Origin of the sequence: Dyadobacter beijingensis DSM 21582 (assembly GCF_000382205.1) — a bacterium.
Taxonomy (GTDB): domain Bacteria; phylum Bacteroidota; class Bacteroidia; order Cytophagales; family Spirosomataceae; genus Dyadobacter; species Dyadobacter beijingensis.
This window is the reverse complement of sequence record NZ_KB907788.1, coordinates 1,019,544-1,039,192: the sequence shown is the minus strand read 5'-3', so window position 1 is coordinate 1,039,192 and position 19,649 is coordinate 1,019,544. Positions and strand designations below refer to the sequence as shown.

General features: G+C 52.4%; 17 protein-coding genes. 9 read left to right on the top strand and 8 right to left on the bottom strand.

The window, feature by feature from the left end:
• The first annotated feature begins 62 nt into the window (after positions 1 to 62).
• The 3 genes from H144_RS0117885 (at position 63) to H144_RS0117875 (ending at position 3,073) form a co-directional block, all read left to right on the top strand.
• Complete coding sequence (locus H144_RS0117885) at positions 63 to 1,841, top strand: ABC transporter ATP-binding protein (protein WP_019943470.1); 1,779 nt, start codon at positions 63 to 65, stop codon at positions 1,839 to 1,841.
• A gap of 202 nt (positions 1,842 to 2,043) precedes the next feature.
• On the top strand, positions 2,044 to 2,745 hold the full coding sequence (locus H144_RS0117880; RefSeq protein WP_019943469.1) for a 2OG-Fe(II) oxygenase: 702 nt from the start codon (positions 2,044 to 2,046) through the stop codon (positions 2,743 to 2,745).
• A 40-nt stretch (positions 2,746 to 2,785) separates the two neighbouring features.
• Positions 2,786 to 3,073 carry an Ada metal-binding domain-containing protein gene (locus H144_RS0117875; protein WP_229207926.1) on the top strand — a complete coding sequence of 96 codons (288 nt, stop codon included), beginning with the start codon at positions 2,786 to 2,788 and terminating at the stop codon, positions 3,071 to 3,073.
• On the opposite strand, the gene H144_RS0117870 is transcribed toward H144_RS0117875, so the two are convergent.
• From H144_RS0117870 to H144_RS0117860, 3 genes are read right to left on the bottom strand one after another with little or no spacing between them, the layout of a single operon-like run.
• Positions 3,065 to 3,976: a DNA-3-methyladenine glycosylase family protein gene (locus H144_RS0117870; RefSeq protein ID WP_019943467.1), complete on the bottom strand. Its 912-nt coding sequence runs from the start codon at positions 3,974 to 3,976 to the stop codon at positions 3,065 to 3,067. The genes H144_RS0117875 and H144_RS0117870 overlap by 9 nt on opposite strands.
• A gap of 49 nt (positions 3,977 to 4,025) precedes the next feature.
• Complete coding sequence (gene holA / locus H144_RS0117865; RefSeq protein ID WP_019943466.1) at positions 4,026 to 5,045, bottom strand: DNA polymerase III subunit delta; 1,020 nt, start codon at positions 5,043 to 5,045, stop codon at positions 4,026 to 4,028.
• Between the two features lie 60 nt (positions 5,046 to 5,105).
• Complete coding sequence (locus tag H144_RS0117860; RefSeq protein WP_019943465.1) at positions 5,106 to 5,708, bottom strand: acyl carrier protein phosphodiesterase; 603 nt, start codon at positions 5,706 to 5,708, stop codon at positions 5,106 to 5,108.
• A 97-nt stretch (positions 5,709 to 5,805) separates the two neighbouring features.
• Here H144_RS0117860 and H144_RS0117855 point away from each other — a divergent pair, with 97 nt between their 5' ends.
• Positions 5,806 to 6,321 carry an FKBP-type peptidyl-prolyl cis-trans isomerase gene (locus tag H144_RS0117855; protein WP_019943464.1) on the top strand — a complete coding sequence of 172 codons (516 nt, stop codon included), beginning with the start codon at positions 5,806 to 5,808 and terminating at the stop codon, positions 6,319 to 6,321.
• Between the two features lie 144 nt (positions 6,322 to 6,465).
• On the opposite strand, the gene H144_RS0117850 is transcribed toward H144_RS0117855, so the two are convergent.
• The gene (locus tag H144_RS0117850) at positions 6,466 to 6,963 is read right to left on the bottom strand and encodes a deoxycytidylate deaminase (protein WP_019943463.1); all 498 of its coding nucleotides are present in this window, start codon (positions 6,961 to 6,963) and stop codon (positions 6,466 to 6,468) included.
• A 72-nt stretch (positions 6,964 to 7,035) separates the two neighbouring features.
• On the opposite strand from H144_RS0117850, the gene H144_RS0117845 reads away from it, so the two are divergent.
• Positions 7,036 to 8,121, top strand: coding sequence for a DUF922 domain-containing protein (locus H144_RS0117845; RefSeq protein ID WP_019943462.1), 1,086 nt, complete (start codon positions 7,036 to 7,038; stop codon positions 8,119 to 8,121).
• On the opposite strand, the gene H144_RS0117840 is transcribed toward H144_RS0117845, so the two are convergent.
• The 3 genes from H144_RS0117840 to H144_RS0117830 are packed head-to-tail and all read right to left on the bottom strand — an operon-like array spanning position 8,106 to position 12,129.
• The gene (locus tag H144_RS0117840; protein WP_019943461.1) at positions 8,106 to 9,917 is read right to left on the bottom strand and encodes a ComEC/Rec2 family competence protein; all 1,812 of its coding nucleotides are present in this window, start codon (positions 9,915 to 9,917) and stop codon (positions 8,106 to 8,108) included. The genes H144_RS0117845 and H144_RS0117840 overlap by 16 nt on opposite strands.
• A gap of 6 nt (positions 9,918 to 9,923) precedes the next feature.
• Entirely contained in the window at positions 9,924 to 11,201 is a 1,278-nt protein-coding gene (locus H144_RS0117835; protein ID WP_019943460.1) for a T9SS type A sorting domain-containing protein, read from the bottom strand.
• The gene (locus tag H144_RS0117830; protein WP_019943459.1) at positions 11,182 to 12,129 is read right to left on the bottom strand and encodes a PhoH family protein; all 948 of its coding nucleotides are present in this window, start codon (positions 12,127 to 12,129) and stop codon (positions 11,182 to 11,184) included. The genes H144_RS0117835 and H144_RS0117830 overlap by 20 nt, the downstream gene beginning before the upstream one ends.
• Positions 12,130 to 12,376: 247 nt before the next feature.
• On the opposite strand from H144_RS0117830, the gene dnaB reads away from it, so the two are divergent.
• From dnaB to H144_RS0117815, 3 genes are all read left to right on the top strand, one after another.
• On the top strand, positions 12,377 to 13,996 hold the full coding sequence (gene dnaB, locus H144_RS0117825) for a replicative DNA helicase (protein ID WP_019943458.1): 1,620 nt from the start codon (positions 12,377 to 12,379) through the stop codon (positions 13,994 to 13,996).
• Between the two features lie 120 nt (positions 13,997 to 14,116).
• On the top strand, positions 14,117 to 15,406 hold the full coding sequence (locus H144_RS0117820) for a Spi family protease inhibitor (protein WP_019943457.1): 1,290 nt from the start codon (positions 14,117 to 14,119) through the stop codon (positions 15,404 to 15,406).
• A 2-nt stretch (positions 15,407 to 15,408) separates the two neighbouring features.
• Complete coding sequence (locus H144_RS0117815; protein ID WP_229207925.1) at positions 15,409 to 15,873, top strand: hypothetical protein; 465 nt, start codon at positions 15,409 to 15,411, stop codon at positions 15,871 to 15,873.
• 19 nt (positions 15,874 to 15,892) lie between these two features.
• Here the strand turns inward: H144_RS0117815 and rlmD are convergent, their stop codons facing one another.
• Complete coding sequence (gene rlmD, locus H144_RS0117810) at positions 15,893 to 17,296, bottom strand: 23S rRNA (uracil(1939)-C(5))-methyltransferase RlmD (protein WP_019943455.1); 1,404 nt, start codon at positions 17,294 to 17,296, stop codon at positions 15,893 to 15,895.
• Between the two features lie 64 nt (positions 17,297 to 17,360).
• Here rlmD and H144_RS0117805 point away from each other — a divergent pair, with 64 nt between their 5' ends.
• Complete coding sequence (locus tag H144_RS0117805) at positions 17,361 to 19,568, top strand: T9SS type B sorting domain-containing protein (RefSeq protein WP_019943454.1); 2,208 nt, start codon at positions 17,361 to 17,363, stop codon at positions 19,566 to 19,568.
• Positions 19,569 to 19,649 lie beyond the last annotated feature (81 nt).

Here is a 19,649-nt window from a genome sequence, read left to right as displayed (position 1 = left end):
TTAAATTCGGCGCGTTTCGGTTTACAGTAATTGGTAACACCACCGAATCACCTCACAACTGTATGAAATTATTATTCCAATACCTGACCAGGTACAAGGGGCTCATTTTCCTGGCCCTCGTCATGGCCGCCATCAACCAGGTTTTTTCACTCCTCAATCCCTACATCCTCGGTAACTTCCTCATCGACCCCTACGCCAACAAAGCGGCCGAATTCAGAAATAACGGCCTCAGCGACGAGTTTTTCCGCGGCGTGCTCATGGGGCTGCTCATGATCATCGGGGTAGCGATGGTGTCGCGTATTGCCAAAGCGTTCCAGGACTACCTCGTAAATGTCGTGATCCAGAAATTCGGCGCCAGCCTCTATACGGACGGCCTGCGCCATGCATTACGGCTTCCATTCCAGGATTTCGAAGACCAGCGTTCCGGCGAAACCCTTTCGGTGCTCCTGAAAGTCCGGGCCGATTGCGAGAAGTTCATCCTCAACTTTGTCAACGTGCTCTTTTTCACATCGGTAGGGATCATTTTCGTAGTAATTGTCGCATTTCGCCTGAGCCCGATGCTGCCGCTGATCTACCTCGTAGGCTCGGTGATACTGGCCTTCCTGACGAGCGTACTGAGTAGGAAAATCAAGACAATCCAGAAGAATATCGTGAAGGAGACTACGGCATTGGCCGGCTCCACCACGGAATCGCTCCGGAATATCGAGCTCGTGAAAAGTCTCGGCCTTACCCAGCAGGAAATCGGGCGGCTGAACACGACTACTTTTAAAATCCTGAAACTGGAACTGAAAAAAGTCAAAAGCATTCGCTCGGTCAGTTTCATCCAGGGCACGTTCGTCAACTTCCTGCAACAATGCGTGATGTTCGCATTGCTCTTTTTTGTGTTCCGCGATAAGATTACGGTGGGTCAAATGATGATGATGCAGTTCTATTCATTCTTCATTTTCGGGCCTTTGCAGGAACTGGGCAATGTGATCCTCTCCTACCGCGAAGCCGAAGCTTCCCTGAACAACTTGCAGGAACTGCTCGCACGCCCGATCGAACACAAACCCGCTAACCCGGAGGTGATTACCGATATCAAGGAGCTGCAATTCGAACACGTAAAGTTCCAGCACCAGACCGCCAAACGGCCGGCATTGGAGGACATTTCTTTCGATGTCAAACGGGGAGAAACCATTGCATTCGTCGGGCCGTCGGGCTCTGGAAAAACGACCCTGGTGAAGCTGCTCGTGGGGCTCTACCAGCCCATCGAAGGCAAAGTGTCCTACAATGGGGTCAATGGCAAGGAAATCGACTTCGACGAGATACGGCACAAAATCGGGTTTGTAACGCAGGATACGCAGCTTTTTTCGGGTACGATCAAGGAAAACCTGCTGTTCGTCAACCCCGAGGCGACCGACGAAATGATCAACGACGTACTCCTGAAAGCGGCCTGCTACAACCTGCTCGCCCGGGCCGAAAACGGCATCGATACGGTAATTGGCGAAGGCGGTCTGAAATTATCAGGCGGCGAGCGCCAGCGCCTGTCCATTGCCCGCGCGCTCCTGCGTAACCCGCACCTGATCATCTTCGACGAAGCCACTTCCGCATTGGATTCGCTCACCGAAGAAGAGATTTCCAACACCATCCGCGACATTACCGACCAACGCCAGCACATTACCGTCATGATCGCCCACCGGCTTTCCACGATTATGTACGCCGACCGTATTTATGTACTGGAAAAAGGGCGCGTCGTCGAAACCGGCAGCCATCATGCGTTGCTCGAAGAAAAAGGGCTGTATTATGCCATGTGGCGGCAGCAGATCGGGGAAAGAAAAGACGAAATGGTGCAGGTTTCGTAACAAAATGGCGCGAAGCTTTGCTTCGTGCTTATTATTCGCAGGCCTCCGGCCGGTCGGAAACGCAGAACGCCTTTGCAGTTCCGGTCAACCGGAGGCCTGCGAATATCCGGTCCCGCAGCTTCGTGCCACAGCAGCAAGAAACGGGTTTCAGCGTTGCTTCCCGCCAGCTAGTTTTGGTTAAACAAATCAAAACACCACCTGTATGGCCAACATCGAAAACCCCGACTGGGCTTCCGTCCGGGAAAACCTTCACCAGCGCGGCTACGCGCAACTTCATCAGCTACTGAATGCCGAAGAATGCGACCAGCTCATCGCCGAATATGACAATCCGGTGCATTACCGCAAGACGATCGTCATGGAACGCTACCGCTTCGGGCTCGGCGAGTACAAATACTTCTCATATCCGCTACCACCAATTATTCAACGGCTCCGGGAAAGCATTTATCCGAAACTCGCGCCGGTAGCCAACCAATGGATGCACGTTTTGAGCCAAGGACAGCCCTACCCTGCTCATTTTGCTGAATTTCAGGCGCTCTGCCGCACGTACGGCCAGACCAAACCGACGGTACTCATTCTCAAATACGGCCAGGGCGGGCACAATACGCTGCACCGGGATTTGTACGGCGATCTTTTCTTCCCGATTCAAATGGTATTGTTTCTTAACCAACCCGAACAGGATTACACCGGCGGCGAATTCGTGATGACCGAACAAATCCCCCGCGCGCAATCGAAAGCCATTGTAGTAAAGCGGCAAAAGGGCGACGCGTTGCTTTTCACAACGAATTTCAGGCCCGTGAAAGGCAGCAAGGGCTACTACCGCGTCAATATGCGGCACGGCGTAAGCGAAGTACATGACGGGCAGCGGTATACGCTGGGTGTTATTTTTCATGATGCATTGACATGATTCGCAATCTGACGGCAGCCATTATACAGGCCGACTATCAATGCCATCCACTCAACCTAACTACATAGCGATGACCGCCCACGACGAAATCGGCCCCGAAAGCCTTGCAACGAGCCGGAAATTGAAACGATTGATCGATACCGGCGCAATTACGCTGGCCGGCAACCGCAACCTGAAAATTTACGGACAGTTAGCCTGCGGCTCAGGGAAGCGCATGAAACGTGGTAATCGGGTATTCTTCGCGAACGAACGCGACGCGCTCGCACATGGGTACCGCCCCTGCGGGCACTGCATGCGCGAAGCATATCTGAAATGGAAATCAGGTTAATGGCTTCACGGCCAGGCTTCGCCACAGATAGAAGGTAACATATGTTTCCCAACCGGGGTAATCTTTGAAAAACGCCTCGATCTTGGCCTTCTCGCTCCGCTCCGCAATGACGCCATGCCCGACCAGCGCATTCAGCAGGCCCACATCCCCGTGCGGGATGCCCTCGGGCGCACGAAATGACTTCATGAGCACGTAATTCGCCGTCCAAACGCCGATACCCTTGTGGGCCACCAGCGCCTTTTGCCTCGCTTCGAAATCCGGCAATGCCTCGATAATCGAACGGCTGATGGTACCTTCCACAAACGCACGCGCAGCGCCGATCACGTATTCCGCCTTCTTCTGCGAAAACTGCATTTCCCGCAGCACTTCCACGTCGGCGTTGGCCAATACTTCCGGCCCGGGGAAAATATGAAATACCTGGTTATTCCATTCGATATGCCGGCCGTAGCGCTCTACCATGCGGCGTTTCATTTTGTAGGCAAATTTGAGATTGATCTGCTGCCCGATAATGGACCAGCACAGCGCTTCGAACACATCGCTGATGCCCATCAGCCGCAAACCGAAGAAGCTATCCGCCATATAACCAAGGCGGCCATCCTGTTTCAGCTGCGCATAGAATGGCAGCAAATCCCGGTCCAGATCGAACCAGTCGCTGACGTAAGCCGTCAAATAGTCACGGCTTTCCCGGCCCGCAACTCCTTCCAGCACATCGATTTTCAGAAAGTTGCCCTGCTCGCTGACCCGGAAAAGCACATCGCCGTACGGCGTCGCAATCGCTTTGAAAACAGCCGTTTCCGTGACCCAATGCAGGCAATCGTCGTAGTTCCGGTTCAGAAACCACAGGCATTCCCGGAAGCTGAAAATGGGTGGGACCGGAACGAGAATCGTTTGTTGTGAATCCATAAATGAAAGTAACGTGGGGAAATCGACCTCCAAACCTGAATCTTGCGCATTAATGCACGATTTTAAAAACCAGCTCCCGCAGCAACTCTCCTTCTGGTATGCTGGTACCATCAAGCCCTTTCAAACGGCCGTCGCATTCGCGGAGATAGTGAATGATATTAGCGACCTTACCCATTGGATAATTACGCGCTGCCAGCAAATAATCCTTCACGAAGTACGGGTTTACCCCGAGCTCGGCCGCCAGGCCTTTCTCCGATTTGTCGCGTGCGGCGTGTGTCAGGAGCAGTTTCGAGAAGAACCCGAACAGGATGATGAGCACCGGCGCCAGCGGATTGTCCTTGGAATTGGAAGCAAAAAATGCAGCTATCTGATTCGCTTTCAGCACGTCACGGTGCATTAATGCTTTTTGGAATTCAAATACATTATACTCCTTGCTGATGCCTACGAACCGTTCGATTGCCGTGGCGTCGATCCCCTCATCCACCCGCAGGTTCACCATGATCTTACGGATTTCGTTCGAGAGGCGTTTCAGGTCGTTGCCGATATTATCTACGAGCATTTGTACTGCTTTCGGGCTGATTTTCACGCCTTCATGCTGGCAGAACCCCGCCACCCAGTCGGGCAGCTTGTTGTCGTACATCTTTTTGGACTGCACTACCACACCGTTTGCATTCACCGCTTTCAGGTACGATTTTCGCTCGTCCGCATTGGCATGATAGCAGAACACGAGCACTGTGCTTGGTACCGGGTTCAAGGCATAGTCTTCCAGGCGCTGCTGCTGCTCCTTTTGTTCGATACCATTCAGCCGGTGCGCCTCTTTGACCATCACCAGCTGCCGTTCGGCCATGAACGGGAAGCGCCGCGCATAACTCAGCACACCCGCCACATCGGTATCTTTTCCGTAAATCACAAATTGGTTAAATCCCCGCTCCGATTCCGGAACGACCTTGTTTTCAAGCTCTTCCGCAATGGAATCGATGTAGTAAGGCTCGTCGCCGTGCAGGAAATACAGCGGCCGGTACTTTTTGGATTTGATCTCTTTGAGAACGACGTCAGGTGTTTGTGCCATTAGTTTGCAGATTGGGACCGGATGTGGTCCGGGCATCAAATTTACCGTTTCCGCACCGATTTACGCCGCGTTTTCAGCGATAAATTGACCCGCCTGCCGGCGCAGTTCCGGAAAAAAGGAAAGGAATCTGGTGTAATAAAAATCCTCGTTGGCCCGCAAATCGCTGACGGCCGTGGAGATAGGCGCCAGGAACTCCGCCCGCCGGGAAAGCCTGCGAAAAGTGGTATCGATGCCGTCGAGCGTCGCGTAGGTCGTGAGCCAGTCCTGCCGGATCATCGACCGCACCATCGGGATCATCGTTTCGGGAATAAGGTGTTCGTTCCGTTCGATAATCGAATACATCCGGTGGGCATATACCAGCAGCGGTTCGCGTTGGTAATCGATGAAGTTTTTCGCAAGGAAATAATCGAAATAGATGTCCATGACGATCCCCGCCAGCCTACCCTGTGTAACGGCCGCTACATCCTTGGCTTCGAGCACTTCGGGATGGCTGTCCGTGAACGAATCGATGAAACGATGAAGTTTAAGGCCCACGACATAATCGGGGTTCCAGAGAGCGGTTTTTTCTTCGGTCAAACGTCCTTTGATGAAGTCCCCGACATAATTTCCCATCATCACCCCCTCATTCTCCCCAGACAGCAAAATATGCGCTAAAAAATTCATCTAAATGACATTTTGACAAAATTGCCGTACGTTTGTTCCCGTACTCTTGCGGGGAACAATTCTTTTACAACAACCATTATTTTAATCAAACTAGCAAATGAAAGTTGAAAAAAATAACGTCGTAGCGTTAACATATAGCCTCAGCATCCCAGACTCGGAGGGCGAGACGGATATCGTGGAAGTAGTGACCGAAAACGATCCGATGTACTTCATCCACGGCATCAGCGGCCTGCCGGAAGGCTTCGAAAACCAGATCGAAGGACTATCCGCAGGCGACGAGTTCGATTTCACCGTCGCGCCAGAGGAAGGTTATGGGGAATATGACGAAGAAGCGGTCGTAGACCTGCCGAAATCGGTTTTCCAAAACAGCGAGGTAGACCAGAACGAGCTTCTTCAGGTAGGAAATATCATCCCGATGACCAACGAAGACGGAGAGCGCCTTCACGGCCAGATCGTCGAAATCCAGGATGATGTCGTGATCATGAACTTCAACCACCCTCTGGCAGGCAAGGAAATGCATTTTGCAGGTAAAATCCTCTCGGTAAGAGCGGCAACGCGCGAGGAGCTGGATCACGGCCACGTGCATGGTACAGGTGGGGTGCATCATCATTGATGGTCATTGATAGTCAGGTGTAGTCATACGGTAGTTGAATATTCACCAAAGTGACAACGCCTGACTATTCCTGACTATTCCTGACTATTCCTGACAATACCTGCCTACATTTCCTGCCGGTGCGTAACGTCCCCGCATACCTGCCTACATTTCCTGCCGTTGCGTAACGTCCCCGCGATACTGCTCCACATCCACACCAAATCTCCTTAAAAATTCGACGCCTTCTTCAATGGCGATGCCCTTGTAAGCGGCATAGGAATGGAGGAAAATTACTTTTTTAATCTTCATCGTATAGATCACACGGGCGCAGGCGATGCAAGGCGCCAGCGTGACGAAAAGCGTTGATCCTTCGATATTAGAGCCATTTTTGACGGCGAAAAGAATCGCATTCTGCTCGGCGTGCAATGCCAGCGAGCAGCTTCCCTTTGCATCCCTCGGACAGCCTACTCCCGGAAATTCCTCATCGCAGTTGTGCGTGCCCGCGGGAGGGCCGTTGTAGCCGATCGAAATAATCCGCGTATCCTTGGTTAGCACCGCGCCGACCTGCGCTTTGATACAATGCGAGCGCTTGGCAAGATTTTTTGCCAGCTCCATGAAAATGTCATCAAATTCCGGCCGCAAATTCGTTGTAGGTAATGTCATTCTCTGTTCAATCCAAAATTCAGGGTACAAACTTAGGGAAATGGCGGCTGGATTCAACGCAGTTTGAAAAGTATGACCAAAAGCATTTTGCTTGCCTTGCTACTAAGTATTGCCATTACCCCGCTTTTCGCGCAGCAGGACAGATTCGTCGTGACGTTCGCGAAAGATCCGGCGGGGCTTTTCAAATCCTATAAATTCTTCATACAGAGCGTCGAAGACCAGCGTCCGCAGCCCGGTGCGGCATTGGGCAAGGTGATCGCATTCGGAAAGGAAATACCCGCCGTGCTAGCCAGCAAGGCTGAAACCGAATTGTTCGATTACTGGTCGTTCCTCGCACCTAAACGGGAGCAGGCCTATTTGCCGCTTTATATCTCGGTGAAAGAGCTGTCTGTGAATGAAAAACGCGTCGGGCCGAACAAAGTGACGGGCGAGGTACGGCTCAGCGTCCGCTTCCGCTGGTACCGCGAAATGCAGCCCGTAGAGCTGACCGGCTATCAGACGGCCGCCAATTACACCCGTCCTGAAACGTCTTTTACGCACGACAAGCTGATCAAACAGCTCGTTGACCAGGCATTAACGCATTTTCACAAATGGATGGTTAACAACGCCGGCAAAAACCCGGCACTGGCCCGTAATCTGGTGCTTGCTTTCAAAGAAATCAATAATGCGGCCTCTGAAGACACGGTATTCTACTCGCCCAAACGCCCGCTGATCTGGGACGATTTCAAGGTGAGAAGCGCGAAACCGGGCAGCCGGTACGCCGCGGCGGTGTTCACTAGTTTTGGCTACGAAGGCCGCTCCTACCCGAAAGACGACGATCTGGTAGTGGAGATCGGTTTGAAGATATTTATGGTCAAAAGCATGTCGTGGGGCCGACCGGAGTCGCGGAATGCGGGCACATTGCGCCACGAACAGATCCATTTCGACATTACCCGGCTCGTGGTGGAGAAATTCAAGGACCGCCTGCGCAAAGCGGAACTGACGATCGAAGATTTTGACAGTGAAATTCAATACCAGTTCCTGGAAGCATTCCGCGAAATGAACCGCGACCAGGAGCAATACGACGGCGAAACCGGCCACGGCCTCAATGCGGGTGCGCAGGCCGCCTGGGACCGGAAAGTCGCTCAGCAGATTGAAGCGCTCTATTCCGTCCAGTAGCGGAGAATTTTTGCGACTTCCCTTTCGACTGCGTAATTCTTCACATAAAAATCAAATGCTCGGGTATCCTGGACGAATGCCTGGTCGCTGACCAGATAAAGCCTGTTCCCTGATTTAAAGCAAACTACGTGATGCTTCGGCATTTGAAATGCGACGCATTCCGTTGTAAAATACGTATTACAACTCACTGAAATAGAAAAAGTTGAAAATAAAACCACCAGCACCGCCCAAGCCTTGAAAACGCGGATGGCGCGCGTATGCCAGACACACCAGCCGACAAAGATCAGCACATAAAGCATACCTGTTTCCAAAGCATTCAGATGCAGGTTTTCAAGCAAATGCCCCGGTAGCATGCCCGGTATCGACGCCGACCAGTCCGTCAGCCATGCTGAAACGGCCACTACCTTTCCTGCAAGCCACGCGAGCCCCGAAATGCCCGCAGCACTTACCAGTAATAAAATCAAAGCCGCCGGCAGGAGCACGTTGGTAAAAATCACGACCAGAGGGTTCACCAGCCAGAAATAAACCGGAAACTGATGGAAATAGTAAATACTCAATGGAAACGTGGCCATTTGCGCCGCCAATGCCAGCACAGTAACTTGCCAAATAAACCTTACCACACGATTGGCGGAAGAAAATAGCTGATAAACAGGATCATACAGCAGAAATATCCCCGCCATTGCCAGATACGACAGCTGGAAACCCACGTCGTATAATGCGCACGGGTCGAGCAGCAGAATGATCAGGGCAGAGAATGCGAGCGTATTCATGGAATGCTGCTTGCGGCCAGCCACTTCCGCGCATACGAGCACCATACACATGAGCGCTGCCCGCTGTACGGACGGCGGCAGGCCGGTGACGAGTCCGTAAAACCCCAACAAAGCGGCCATTAGAAGCAAATAGAGCCATTTACCCGCGTTCCAGCGCCTTAGCCACCCGAATGCGGCACTGATCGCCAGAAAGATAATGGCAACGTGCATACCGGAAACGGATAAAATATGCACAGCGCCGGAACCGACGTAGTCACTCACCTGCTCGTCACGCAGATCGTCGCGACGGCCCAGCAACATGGCCTTTACCAGCCCGTATGCCGCGGAATCGGCACCGGTTTGCCCGGTAATGTGTTCGCGGAAGCGATCATCGGCCCATTGGGAGACGGCTTCCGGCCAGTAAGCGGGGCTGATATGCGTATCGCCGGCCTTGGCACCATCCGAAATCAATGCGTAAGAGCCGCTTTTCACAAACGCCGTGAAAAGTATGCCTTTGTTTCGCAGATAATGCGCGTAATCGAATTGCGCGGGATTGTGGGGCGGATCGGGTATTTGCAGGTGACCGTAAATTATTAGCCGGTCGCCCGGTTTGGGCAGCACCGCCAGGCTATCCGGCAAGTAAAGCAATGCACGAACGCAGTTATCTATCCATTTGCGCCCATCATAAAACGCCCCGGTTTTCACTTCAAAACGGATAGATTTGCTGCGCTTCTCCGGCAGCGTGGACACTTCTGCAGTGTAGGAATGGTATTTCAAACGGCCGACAGCATGTAATTGGCGGTCCTTCTCCTGCTCTACTCCGATCTTGATCGTGGCGCCCAAAACGGCCATCCACAGGCAAAGACTTACCGCGAATGCGGTTTTGAAATGCCAAAAATAAAACAGCAAACAAGCGGCACCTGCTGACAGTAGCGGCACTAAAAGCCAAACGACCGGCACATCGGCGGCATGACGCAATGCGTCGCCCGCCAAAATGCCGGTCGCGAGGAATATGACTACGCTGACAAACGGAGCGCGTGATAGCATGTGTGTTTATCGTACAACAAAACGCTTGGTAACTGTCTGATTTGCAGTTGTAACCTTGTAATAGTACAAACCGCTTGGAAAGTTTCGAACGTTGAGATAAGTACGGTTGACGGCATCTTCCGTCACTTTTTGTCCCTTCTGGTTGAAGACGGACACGGTATAATTTTCAAAATCCGGGGCGAAAACATTGGTTGTCAGCGTCTCACGTACCGGGTTCGGATAGATCTCCACGAGCAGCTGGTCGGACGATATCTTAGAATATTCCACCAGTTTGGCGCGGCGCGGGCTCAATGCCAGCACGGCGTGCATCCGTTCCTTTTGGTCGTTGGTGAAAATGCTCATGCAAACATCCGGTGAATAATCCATGTAGTTCTCGATCATGTTGCGCGTCGTCACACTGCCGCGGCATTGCGAATATACGGGCGAACATGTAATGTCGGTCGTCTCGTTTTTCGTGTTTGCCGTGGGGGTATCGTCGCAATAATCGGTACCGCAGGTGGCATCTCCCCAAATGTGGATCAGGCCCAGCCAATGCCCTATTTCGTGGGTGGTGGTGCGGCCCAGGTTGTAAATGCGGCTGGTGATGGCGTCGGAATTGCGCCCGAAATAGCGGAAGTCAATGATCACCCCATCCGTCGGGGCGTCTGTTTCTTCATTCTCGCTGGTCGCCAGACCCTGCGTGCGGCTGTTGATCTCCGTCACGACAGGGAATTGTGACGTGCCCAGGTAGCGGTCGTTCAGCCGGGTCACCCATATATTCAGGTAACGATTTGTAAACCAAGCCGGTGAAATCTCAGCAAGTTCGTCGGCATCGGTAATGGGGCTGAACTGCGTGGTGGCATTGTAAGTCCGCACGACCGACACCAGTTTGAAACGAATGCCCGTGTCCACCGCCAATGAATCGGTGTAAAAGCCTTTGTAGCCGGAAGTATTGCCGTAATCTTCGTTCAGCACGTCGATCTGGCTCTGGATCTGCGCCTCGGAAATGTTGCCATTGCTGACCCCGCCGATCACATTATCGGTACGGCTGTGCACGACATGCACCACGACCGGGATCGTGATCACCTCGCCCGCATTCGTACGGGCGCCGGAACGCTGGCGCAGGTAGTTCTGAATCGCAGCTTCCGACTGCATTCTGAGGTTTCGCAGCGACGGGTTTTTCAGCAGCCGCACCGAGTCACGCTCCGTGCTCGCACAGCGCGTGACGAACGCGTCCTGCGCCTGACCGAGCGCGGAAACCAGCAAAAGGCCGGCCAGCAGCAGGCTATTTCTCCGATTTTTCATAGGCAGCAAGAATGTCCTTCACGAGGCGGTGCCGCACAACGTCCGATCCGTCGAGTTCCACAAAACTGATCCCTTTAATGCCTTTCAAAACCGTCAGCGAGTCGATCAGGCCCGATTTCAGGTTCTTAGGGAGGTCAATCTGCGACTTATCACCGGTGATGATCGCCTTCGAGCTCGGGCCCATCCGGGTGAGGAACATCTTCATTTGCATCGGCGTTGTGTTTTGCGCCTCGTCCAGCAGGATGAATGCGTTGTTCAGCGTACGCCCCCGCATGTACGCGAGCGGTGCAATTTCGATCACCCGGCTTTCCAGGTACAGTTTCAGTTTTTCCGGCGCGATCATATCGTCGAGCGCATCATAGATCGGGCGCAGGTACGGGTCGATCTTTTCTTTCAGGTCGCCCGGCAAAAAACCCAGGTTCTCCCCGGCTTCCACGGCCGGCCGGGTAATGATAATTTTTCGTACCTCCTTGTTTTTCAGTGCCTTTACCGCGATCGCAACGGCGGTGTAGGTTTTACCGGTACCGGCCGGACCGATCGCAAACACGAGGTCGAATTTCGCAGCCTGCTCGACGAGCAGCTTCTGGTTGGGGGTTTTGGCTTTGACAACGAGGCCCTTGCTGCCGTAAAGGATCACATCGTCGTCATCCTCGCCGCTTGCGACGGGCATTTTGGCGATGCCGTTCAGGTAGCCCTTCACGTTGTCGTTTGTTATTTTTCCATACTTCTGGTAATGCGCCAGAAGCGAGTCGATTACATCAGTGATTCGGATAATTTCGGGGGCAGTCCCCTGGATGCGGATCTCGTTTCCGCGTGAAATGATTTTACTTTCGGGGAAAGCGGCGGCGACTTCCTTGATGTTCGAGTTGTGGATCCCGAGAAAATCGACCATGGATACGTCTTCGAGCGTGATGATTTTTTCCAGCAAATGAATCAGTGTTTAGTGTTTGTCTATTGTTTGTAAAATTTAGTAATAATAACCAACATTTGTAAAACATAATCGTCGAAAAAACAATTATTCGACCTCACCCGAAGCCAAAAAATAACTCTTTTCCGACCAAGTCTTTCATTATCAGACACGCACAAAAATGTCGTGCGGCAGAAAAAAAATTAATACGCCAAACTCTCCCCCGCCGCTTTCGTCGAAGGCCTCCAATGATTAACTTTGTCTTAACATGGAAAACGAAAAGGCACCCAACAACTACCCCCGGAGCGGCTCCAAAACCGGCAACGGAACCAAGCGCGCATTCGCTCCCCGTACGCCATCCAACGATCAGAATTTCAGCAAGTTACCCCCTCAGGCCATCGATCTGGAAGAGGCGGTTTTAGGCGCATTGATGATCGAAAAGGACGCGCTTACGGCGGTGGCGGACATCCTCCGTCCGGATAGTTTTTACAAGGAGTCACACGTCCGCATCTATACGGCGATCGTGACGCTTTTCGCCGATTCGGAACCGATCGATATGCTTACGGTTACATCCAAACTGCGAAGTACCGGCGAGCTCGAACTGGTGGGCGGCGCTTCCTACATTATGGAGCTGACCAGCAAGGTCAACTCCGCCGCCAACATCGAATTCCATGCACGCATCATTTCGCAGGCCTACATTAAGCGAGAGCTCATTAAGGTAGCTTCCGAAATCCAGCGCGACGCTTTTGAAGATACAACCGACGTTTTCCGCCTGCTCGACAAAACGGAACAATCGCTTTTCGAGATTTCGGAATCCAATATCAAGAAAAACTACGCCGACATGGGTGCGCTCATGCGCCAGGCGCTGGCCGAACTCGACCAAAAAAAGAACAATAAGGACGGCCTTACCGGCGTACCATCCGGTTTCAGCGCGCTCGACAGGCTTACTTCGGGCTGGCAGAAAACGGAATTGATGATCCTCGCGGCACGTCCCGGTATGGGTAAAACGGCATTCGTCGTATCCTCCCTTCGGAATGCCGCGGTGGATTTTAACATTCCCGTAGCGATCTTCTCTTTGGAGATGTCGTCGGTACAGCTGGTGAATCGTTTGATTTCCGCTGAGGCAGAGATAGATAGTGAAAAAATACGGAAAGGAAGCCTCGCCCCGCACGAATGGGAGCAGCTCCACCACCGCATTCACCGCCTGACCAATGCGCCGATCTACATCGACGACACCCCTGCCCTTTCGGTACTCGAACTACGCGCCAAATGCCGCCGCTTGAAAGCCCAGCACGACATTCAGATGATCGTAATCGACTACTTGCAGCTGATGACCGGCGATACGGGTGGCAAAAGCCCCGGTAACCGTGAACAGGAGATTGCGATGATCTCACGGTCGTTGAAAAACCTCGCCAAGGAACTCGATGTGCCGGTAATCGCGCTGTCGCAGCTGAGCCGGGCCGTGGAAACGCGGGGGGGAGAAAAGCGTCCGCAGCTCTCCGATTTGAGGGAATCCGGGTCGATCGAGCAGGATGCGGATATGGTAATATTTCTGTACCGACCTGAATACTATGGCATTACGGAAGATGAAGCGGGTAATTCGGTAGCGGGTGTGGGTGAAGTGATCCTGGCTAAAAACCGGGCCGGTTCGCTGGATACCATTCAGCTGCGGTTTATCGGTAAATACACGAAATTCGCCGACCTCGATTCAGGCTTCACACCAGCCCCATTCTCGATCGACCGGCCGATCCAGACCTCGAACCCGATCTCCTCGTTCGAAAGCCAGGCTAAGCCGACCGCCCCACCGATGGGCGGAACGCTCCGCAGCCGCGCCAACGACCTGAGCAATTTCGATTACAAAGGTCCTGACAGCGAGCCGCCTTTCTAATGTAAAAAGTGTAAAGTAACCGTTTGTACATTTGCCCGAAGCCGCCTGATAATCGGATTAGGCAGCACCCTTTTGTACCATATTCATTTGGATAGTCTTCCATTTAAACAGGCTATCTAAATGAAACACATCAACAAAATACTCCTGGCCATCCTGGCCGCCTGCGCGCTCTTTCAATGTCGGCAGGAAACAAGTTCACCCGCGCCCGAAGCGCAAGCCAACGCATTAGTAGTCACAGCAAAAGAAGCACAGAAACTGGCGTCCGGCGACCTGTCCACCACAGAAAACGCCGCGTCCAGAACTTCCGCGACAGCCACCGGCCCGACGAAAAGGATCAAAAGCATCCGCACTTTGGATGACGATGAAGGCAACCCGCTCATGCATATCATTCATTTCGAGTCGGATACGCATCCGGACGCAGGCTTCGTGATCATCGCCGGCGACCGGCGCGTGATCCCCATTCTCGCAAAAGGCGACAGCGGCACATTCAACCCCGACGGCGAAAACCCCGGTCCACGCATCTGGATCGAACACGTAAAACTAGAAGTAGAAGCCGGCAAAAAAGAAGTAGCCACGCCGGAAAAGGGAGTGGAACTCATGTGGCGCAAACTAGCCGAAGGAACCCCGCTGACGGGCGGCCGAACGACCGACCAGGAGCCGATCGATCCGACTGACTGCCCGCAGGATACGTATTACAGCAGCGGGATGCTGATTACTTCGCATTGGAGGTCTACGGAGGCATATAGTATGTATTGCCCATCGAAATCCTGCGACGGTTGCTCTACCGCCAATGCCGGTTGCGGCGCGGTCGCCATAGCACAAGTTTGGAACGCCCCATGCAATCAAAAACCAGCAACATATTCGATAGCACCCGGCCCGGTTACCAACTACAATTTTCCATTAAACAATACGATCTCAACCAATGCGTGCACATCGAACCTCCCGGCCGATCAACAGATCGCAAATATGATCCGTGTGGCGGGAATGTACGCGGGATCGAACTACAACATTGCTGGCTGTAACACATTTACCTGGCGGGAGAATATCAAAACCGCATTTCAAGCCGCAGGTTATTCTAATCCGGGGAAAAGGGCTGCATTTAGCAGCGTGATGGATAATGTCAAAGGCGAACTAATGACCGGCCATCCGGTGATTATGGACGGTACCAATCAATTTCTTGGATTTCAAAACTGGCATATTTGGGTGATAGCTGGTATCCAGGAAACGGTACTTCATGGCGTCGTCGAATTGAATGGGTACCCTACCTGCATGGCCTGGACCTATAACATGTATTATCTCAACTGGGGCTGGGGAGATGACGATGATAACTGGTACGCCTTGGGAAACTTCGTAGGAGACGGCCATAACTATGATACATATTTGAATGTAACTTACGGAATGCGTAAATGATCATGAAGGTTGAAATCAAATACCTCGCATGTCTCGTATGCATCTCAATGTCAGGATGTGATTACAAATACGGGCGGGTCATTAGCTCCATGACTCAAAGAACCACCTATGAAGCAGAGCGACGATTTCATCGAAAATCGAACTACAACGAGTACTACAACAGTTTGAATACCCGCAAGCTCATATTTACTGGGCTTGACTCGCTGACAGTGGAAGACGACGGCAAAGTTACCGCTGTGATGTTCAAAAAGGTCACGAAAAGGCTACCGGGGACGGGAGAAGAAGAATCTCCACATAGGGTATACCAAGGTCGTGATCCCAAATGGAACATCATCAGCATCCGCATCACCATAGAAGATCTGGAAGAGAATAAACCCAGACTTATCACCAGCGAAGTAATGGACGGCGAGTATAACCCCGCCGCCGATTCCATCTGGACTTATTACAAGTATAAAAATCCTCAATAACGCATTCGCAGGCAGGGGCTTACCCCTGCTTGCGAACCAATAGCGCCACATTCTCCACATGGTGCGTGTTCGGGAACATATCCACCGGCTGCACGCGGGTTACCTCATAATCCTCGGCCATCAATGCCAGGTCGCGCGCCTGCGTGGCGGTGTTGCAACTCACATATACGACGCGGTCCGGGGCGGCTTTGAGGATCGTTTCGATCACAGGCACGTCCATGCCGGCGCGCGGCGGGTCGGTGATGATCACGTCCGGGCGGCCGTGGGTTTGCAGGAAGCTCTCGTTCATGATCGCGCGCATGTCGCCCGCGAAGAACGAAGTATTGGTAATGCCGTTCAATTCGGAGTTTCTGCGGGCGTCCTGCACGGCGGCCTCTACATATTCCACCCCCACGACTTTCTTTGCGCTGCGCGCCACAAAATTGGCAATGGTGCCTGTTCCTGTATAAAGATCGTAAACGGATTCGTTGCCGGTCAGTTGGGCGTATTCTCTGGCAACGCTGAAAAGCTGGTAAGCCTGCTCCGAATTTGTCTGGTAAAACGATTTCGGGCCGACGAGGAATGTCAAATCTTCCATCGTTTCGCGCACCACCTTGTCGCCCGCATAATGGATCACCTCCTGGTCCTGGTAGGAGTCATTGCCTTTCAGGTTCACGATATAGTTCAGCGAAGTGATCTCCGGATGGTTTTGCGCCAGGAATTCCATCACTTCCGCGATGATTTCGTCGTTCTGCTCCCCGAATTGGACAATCACCATCACGTCGCCAGAATTGGCTGTACGGATGATCAGGTTACGGAGCACGCCTACATTAAAACGTACGTCGTAATAAGGATACCCTTTTTCCTCCCCAAAACGGTGCAGCGAGTTACGGATCGCGTTCGACGGGTCGGGTTGCAGGTGGCAATGGTCTACGGTAAAGATCTTGTCGAAACGTTTGGGCACGTGAAAACCCAGGGCAGTTCTCGTAAACGGCAGTCCCGAATCGAGCTGTTCCTTCGTAAGCCAGCGCCAGTTCGAGAAAGTGAATTCCAACTTATTGCGGTAGTATTCCGTCTTAGGGGCAGCGATGATTTCGTTAATCTCAACATTCCTGATCTTTCCTATCCTTTCAAAATGATCCACAACCTGCTGCCTTTTGAATTTGAGCTGGTGCTCGTAGCCGATATGCTGCCACTTACACCCGCCGCAAACCGTGAAATGTTCGCAATAGGGTTCCGTACGTAAAGCCGATTGCGAATGGATTTTGGTAACAATGGCCTCCTTCAATTTTTTCTTGGTGCGTACGACCTGAAGGTCGACGATGTCACCGGGGGCCACATTACCTTCTACAAAGATTACGCCGTCTTCCGATTTAAATATACATTTGCCTTCTGCCGCAAAATCGGTAATTTCAACGTACTCGTACTTGTTACTCTTAGACATTATTTCCTGTTTTAATTTCTAATCCCAATATCCTATCGGATCAATTTTACTGCCGCAAATTTCCATGAAAAAACGGTTCATCTTATTTATTCTGATGCTGTTTGCCCTTTGCGATGCCCGTGCGACCCACATCGTCGGCGGCCAGCTCTTCATCACGCAAAACCAGGACAGTTACTACAACTACAACATGGGCCTCACGATGTATTTCGATGCCCTCAATGGTAATCCCGGCGCAGAAGATCAGGTCGTCACGATTTATGTTTTCAGGAAGCGCGACAATATGGCTATTGGCTGGCTTGAAGCCCCAAAAATAGAACGAAAATCGGTCAACTACGCAAACCCGCTCTGTGGAATCTCGACATTGCAGACCTGGCAGATCACTTACAGCACCGCATTGCACCTCACACCGACCGATTTTGACGACCCGCAGGGCTATTATATGGTGTGGGACCGCTGCTGCCGGAACGGCACAATCACGAACATTCAAGCTCCCGGTGACGCCGGAAGCCTTTTTTACCTCGAATTCCCCCCGCTTTTTAAAAACAACGCCAATTTCAAAAACTCCTCTCCCGTTTTTCCCGAAATCAAAGGTGATTATGCATGCGTCAATTCGCCGTTCCTCTTCAATTTCGGCGGTACCGATGCGGACGGCGACAGCCTCGTCTACTCGCTCATCACGCCTATGCAAGGCTATTCCGACAAGTCCAACCCGAGCGCGCCGGGCCGCGGCTCATCCAACTACCCGCGCCTGACGTGGATTAATGGCATTACCGTCGATAATATGATCCCCGGCCCCGACCCGCTGAAAGTGAACCGCTCCACGGGAATGCTGTCGGTAACGCCCGGCGCAGTGGGTTTGTACGTTTTTGCCGTACAGGTCGACGAATACCGGAAGGGCGTCAAAATCGGTTCGCTGACCCGCGATTTTCAGCTGAAAGTAGTGGATTGCCCCAAAATGGACCCGCCGAAGCTGCTTTTCAAACCCAAGGGAAGCAGTACATATTATAATGAAAATCAAATCATTACGGTCAAAAAAGGGGACCCTAACTGCTTTGAGGTTATGGTTACCGACCCGACGGTGAACCAGATCGTGGCCGTAGATGGCCGGGCGGTGAACAATTCAAAGAACTATTTCACCGTATTGCCGGCGCAGTTCACGACCAAAGTCCCGAACGACACGCTGAAATTCCAGATATGCCTGGAAGAATGCTTCGTGACCTACGATAACCGCCCGATCAAGATCGAACTCGTAGCGCAGGACGGCAGCTGCCCGTTTCCGCTTTACGACACGCTGAATATCTACATTCGCCGGGAAAACAGCGGGAACAATCCGCCCGCTGTAAGCACCTCACTCGGAAGCGATTACGTGCACGTATCCGCGGGTGCGCCCGTAACGTTCACCGTGTATGGCAAAGATCCCGACAAGGATAACCTGGCATTGTCGGGCCGCGGGCAGGATTTCAATATGACGGATGTGGGCATGGATTTCAAAGCGGTGACCGGGACTGCCAATGTCGAGCAAAAGTTCACATGGGTGCCGCCTTGTAACGCCAAAAAAGGCGATACGCTGGCCGTCGACTTCAAGGTCGAGGACATGCGGTGCGAAGGTAATCCGATGCCCGTCGCCAGGCCGGTTTACTTCATCGTCGACGAATCCCCCAACAACCCGCCGGCCGTCAAAACTTCGCTGCCCATTCCCGAGATCACTTACCAGATCGGCAGCGCTTCCGGTATTGTCTTCGATGTGCTCGCGAGCGATCCCGACACAAATACGATCGTTCTCACAGCCGCCGGGCGGGGCTTTGATATGAAGGGCGCCGGGATGATTTTCGAAGCGAAATCGGGCGTCAAATCCGTCACCTCGCCCTACGCCTGGAACCCCGAATGTGCCTTGCTGGAAGGCCAGCCCGAGCAAACCTTCCTTATCGATTTCGTAACACAGGACAAGAGCTGCGCCGCTGCAACCGACACCACTACCGTAAAGGTCACGATCAAAGACAATGGCTCCGCTCCATTCCCCGAATTTCCCAACGTGATCACGCCGAACGGCGACGGCAAAAATGACTGCTTCGAGTTCCAGGGGCTCCCCGCCGACAACTGCGAAGACCGCTTTAAGGACATCACGATTTTCAATCGCTGGGGCAAGCAAGTGTATTATTCCGAATTAAGGCCCAACGACTGGTGCCCCGACAAAATCTCCGGCGGCTACTATTATTTCGTCGTCCAGTATACCAAGCGCTCCTACAAAGGCGGCCTGACAGTTCTTAAATAACTCATTTACAACACAATAACCCGTAACATTCAATATGAATGTTACGGGTTATTGTATTTAAAGTAATATACTTAACATATT